Source organism: Catellatospora sp. NPDC049609 (assembly GCF_040675365.1).
Lineage (GTDB): Bacteria > Actinomycetota > Actinomycetes > Mycobacteriales > Micromonosporaceae > Catellatospora.
The window spans coordinates 1-3,879 of record NZ_JBFAOU010000348.1; the positions used below are offsets into that span (position 1 = coordinate 1).

Consider the following 3,879-nt stretch of genomic DNA (forward strand, 5'->3'; position numbering starts at 1 on the left):
CGCGCCGGCCGGCGTCGCCGTTGCCGTCGACCGGGCCGGAGCAGCCGACGCAGGTGCGCATCGCACCTCGGCTGCTGCCGCCCGATCCGCCGGGGTTCACCGGCCGTGCCGGCTACCTGGGACAGCTCGACGAGCTGCGGCCCGCCCGCCTGGCCGGGTCGAGCGTGACGCCGATCGCGGTGATCAGCGGCGGGGCGGGCATGGGCAAGACCGCCCTCGCGGTGCACTGGGCATACCGTGCCGCCGGCGAGTTCCCCGACGGGCAGCTCTTCCTGGACCTTCGCGGCCACGCGGTCGAGGCGCCGCTCGGCCGGTACGAAGCGCTGTCGCGCCTGCTGCTCGCGCTGGCCGTGCCCGCGGAGCAGATCCCCGCGAACCCCGAGCACGCCATGGACCTCTACCGCACCACGACGGCGTCCCGGCGGCTGCTCGTGGTGCTGGACAACGCGCACAGCGCCGAGCAGGTCCGCCCGCTGCTGCCCGGCGGATCAGCCGGCCTGGTCGTGGTGACCAGCCGCAACCGCCTCACCGGACTCGTCGCCCGCGACGGCGCCCACCCGGTCACCCTCGACGTGCTCAGCCCGGCCGAAGCCGAGGAGGTGATCACCCGGGTCATCGGCGCGCCACGCGTGCGGGCCGAGCCCGCGGCCGTGGGCGACCTCGTCCGGCTGTGTGCGGGCCTGCCGCTGGCACTGCGCATCGCCGCCGCTGATCTGCGCACCCGCCAGCACCGCACGGTGGGCGCGTACGTCGCGGAACTCGACGGCGACCACCGGCTGGCCCGGCTCGCGGTGCCCGAGGACGACCAGACCGCCGTGCGCGCGACGTTCGACCTGTCGTACGTCGCTCTCGAACCAGCCGGCCGGCGGATGTTCCGTTCGCTGAGCCTGGTGGCGGGTCCGCACTTCACCGCGCCGGCGGCGGCCGCCCTGCTGGACACCGACACGGCGCGGGCCGAGTCGCTGCTGCGCGAGCTGGCCGAGGCCCATCTGCTGGCGGAGGTCGCCGACGGCCGGTTCGCCTTCCACGACCTGCTGCGCCAGTACGGAGGCGACCTCGTGAAGGAGGAGGACGATCCGGCCTGGACGCGGCAGGCGGTCGAGCGGCTGCACACCTACTACCTGCACAGCGCCGACAACGCCGCCCGCGTGGTCTATCCGCAGCTGCTGCGACTGCCGTGGAAACCCGGCGTCGCGGTCGAGGCGGCGACCTTCACCGACCACGTGCACGCCTCCGGCTGGCTGGACGCCGAACGTCCCAACCTCACCGCCGTCATCACCGCGGCCCCGGCACCCGACCGCGGGTCCAGCTCCTACCTGCTCGCCGACACCCTGCGCGGCTACTTCTTCCTGCGGATGCTCGGGGCCGAATGGGACGCCTGCGCGGCCGCGGCGCTGCGGGCCGCCGAAGCGGCAGGCGACGAGCAGGCCCAGGCGGCCGCGTACCTCAGCATCGCCGACCTGCGCTGGCGGCAGGGCGCGCACGACGAGGCCGTGGATGCGTACACCCGGGCGCTCGCGCTGTGCGAGCGCAGCGACTGGACGGAGGGCGCGGCGACGGTCGTCGGCAATCTCGGCGGGGTGTACCGGCTCCGCGGCGACCTGCGACGGGCCGCCGACCACGTGGCGCGGAGCCTGAGCCTGAACGTCCGCGCCGGACGCACCGCCGGGCAGGCGGTCAACCTGGGCAATCTCGCCCTGATCCACGGCGAGCTCGGCGGCCTGGCCGAGGCGCACTCCCTGTACCAGCGGTGCCTGCTGCTCTACCGCCGGCTGGCGTCCCGCAGCGGCGAGGCCGTGTGCCTCACCAATCTCGGCGAGGTCGGCCACTGGCTGGGTGACGAGCAGGCGGCTGCCCACCTCGACGCGGCGCTGGCGGCGCACCGTGAGATCAACGACCGGGCGGGGGAGGCCGACACCCTGCGGTGCCTGGCGGCCCTGCGGGCGTCCGACGGCGAGCTCGCCGAAGCACAGCGGCTCGCCGAGTCCGCGCTCGCCATCACCCGGGACTGTGGCGACCGCCGGGTGGAGGCCAACACCCTCACCACGCTCGCCGACATCCACCACAGCCAGGGCTGCGGCGACGTGGCACTGGAGATGTACCGGACCGCAGGAGAGCTGTCCCGGGCGGCGGGCCGCCGGTATGCCGAAGCGGTCGCCTTCATCGGGCAGGCCGGTGTGCTCACCGCCGGGGGCCGGCACGAGCAGGCACAGGACGTCGCGACGCGGGCGCTGGCGATGGCACGCAGCGCCGGCTACCGCGTGGTCGAGGCGCTCGCGCTGGTGGAGCTGGCCCGCACGGCGCTGCACGCCGGTCGACCGGCCGGGGCGCGCGCCCTCGGTGAGCAGGCACGGGAGCTGCTGCGCGAGACCGGACACCGCCGGGGCCTGACGGCGGCGGAGCACCTGCTGGCGCAGACCGCCGCCGGCCCGGCCGCGACCTGATCCCGTGCCCTGCCCGGACGCGGCTAGAAGATCGCGGCGAACGCTCCGGCCTTGAGCAGGATGATGGCCAGGGGCAGCACCAGGCCGCAGGTGTACAGGCCGGTCACCGACCAGCCGATGACGACCGCGGCGAGGGCGAAGCCGCTGCCGGTCTGGCCGCGTTCACGGATCTGCCTGCGTGCCACGTGGCCGAGGATGGCGCCGACCGGCGCGCACACGTAGGTGACGATGCCCAGGCAGGCCAGCACCAGCGCGGGCACGGCGAGCACGTTGTTGCGGCTGACGAAGCGCTTGGCGTGGCCCACCGCGGCGGAGGCGGCCTTGGACACGGCCACCGCGTGCGTGTCGTCTGTCTGCAGCAGCGGCGCCGGCAGTGGCGCGGGCGACGCCGGTGGTGTCCGGTCGGCGGGCTCGTACGCGCTCGGCTGCTCGCTCACTGTCGCCCCGTTCCCCGTCGCAGAGCATCGATCGACCCCACTGGCCGGGCCGACGGCATGTTATCGCGGGCCGGAAGGCCCTGCCACCCGTGACCGACGGACAGGTGCAGGGCGCGCAGGCGTCTGCGTCACGGCCGGATCGGTGTCAGGCGCCGCGGCGGGCGACGAAGACCATCTCGCGGCCCGGCCGGTCCGGCGCCCCGCGCACCTCGTCCACGACATAACCGGCCGCCACCAGCGAGGCCGTGACCTCGGCCCGGGTACGGAAGCGCAGCGTCGAGTCGGACGTCAGCACCGCACCGTCGGCGTCGAACACGTACGTCCACCGGAACGAGACCAGGTCGTCGCCCACGCCGGTCAGCTCCACCCAGGTGCGGACGCCGCCGACGCCGGGCACGACCGTGTGCTCGTCGGACCGCTCGCGGGTCCACTCCCGCCATCCCCGCGCCGCCGGGTCGCGGGTCTCGAAGACCAGGCGCCCGCCGGGCCGCAGCGCGGCGCGCGCGGCGAGCAGCGTCGCCGTCCACTCCTCGTCGGTGAGGAAGACCTGGGCGACGTTGCCGGTCATGGTGGCCAGGTCCACCTGGAGCGGAGGCAGGTCGCCGGCCTGCCCGAGGACCCACCGCACCCGGTCGGCACCGGGCTTGCCCCGGGCCAGGTCGAGCGAGGCGGCCGCCGGGTCCACCCCGGTCACGGCGATGCCGCGCCCGGCGAGCAGGCAGGCGAAGGTGCCCGTGCCGCAGCCGATGTCCAGCACGCTGCGCGCCCCGAACTTGTCGACGAGCGCCGCGTAGACGTCCAGGTCACCGCGGTCGGGGTCCAGCGGGTCGTAGAGCTCGGCGAGACGGGGCTCGATGAAGGCGCGATCGGGCATGGGCGCGACTGTAGGGACGGTCGCCGGACGGCCGCCACCCCGGGGGCCCCGCGGCGCGCCCGCGGCGCCCGGGGCGTCGGGGTGGGGGGGCCGGGGGGGGGCGGGGGCCCCCCCCCCCCGGCGC

3 protein-coding genes are annotated in these 3,879 nt (G+C 75.7%); 1 reads left to right on the plus strand and 2 read right to left on the minus strand.

Going from position 1 to position 3,879, the window contains the following annotated elements; genetic code table 11:
- Window positions 1-2,444 (plus strand): tetratricopeptide repeat protein (locus tag AB0J67_RS39745; RefSeq protein WP_363490776.1); only part of this gene is annotated, 2,444 nt, incomplete at its 5' end.
- Between the two features lie 23 nt (window positions 2,445-2,467).
- Here the strand turns inward: AB0J67_RS39745 and AB0J67_RS39750 are convergent.
- Together AB0J67_RS39750 and AB0J67_RS39755 are read right to left on the minus strand one after the other, a co-directional pair.
- The gene (locus AB0J67_RS39750; RefSeq protein ID WP_363490778.1) at window positions 2,468-2,881 is read right to left on the minus strand and encodes a DUF4190 domain-containing protein; all 414 of its coding nucleotides are present in this window, start codon (window positions 2,879-2,881) and stop codon (window positions 2,468-2,470) included.
- 145 nt (window positions 2,882-3,026) lie between these two features.
- Window positions 3,027-3,755: a class I SAM-dependent methyltransferase gene (locus tag AB0J67_RS39755; RefSeq protein WP_363490780.1), complete on the minus strand. Its 729-nt coding sequence runs from the start codon at window positions 3,753-3,755 to the stop codon at window positions 3,027-3,029.
- Window positions 3,756-3,879 lie beyond the last annotated feature (124 nt).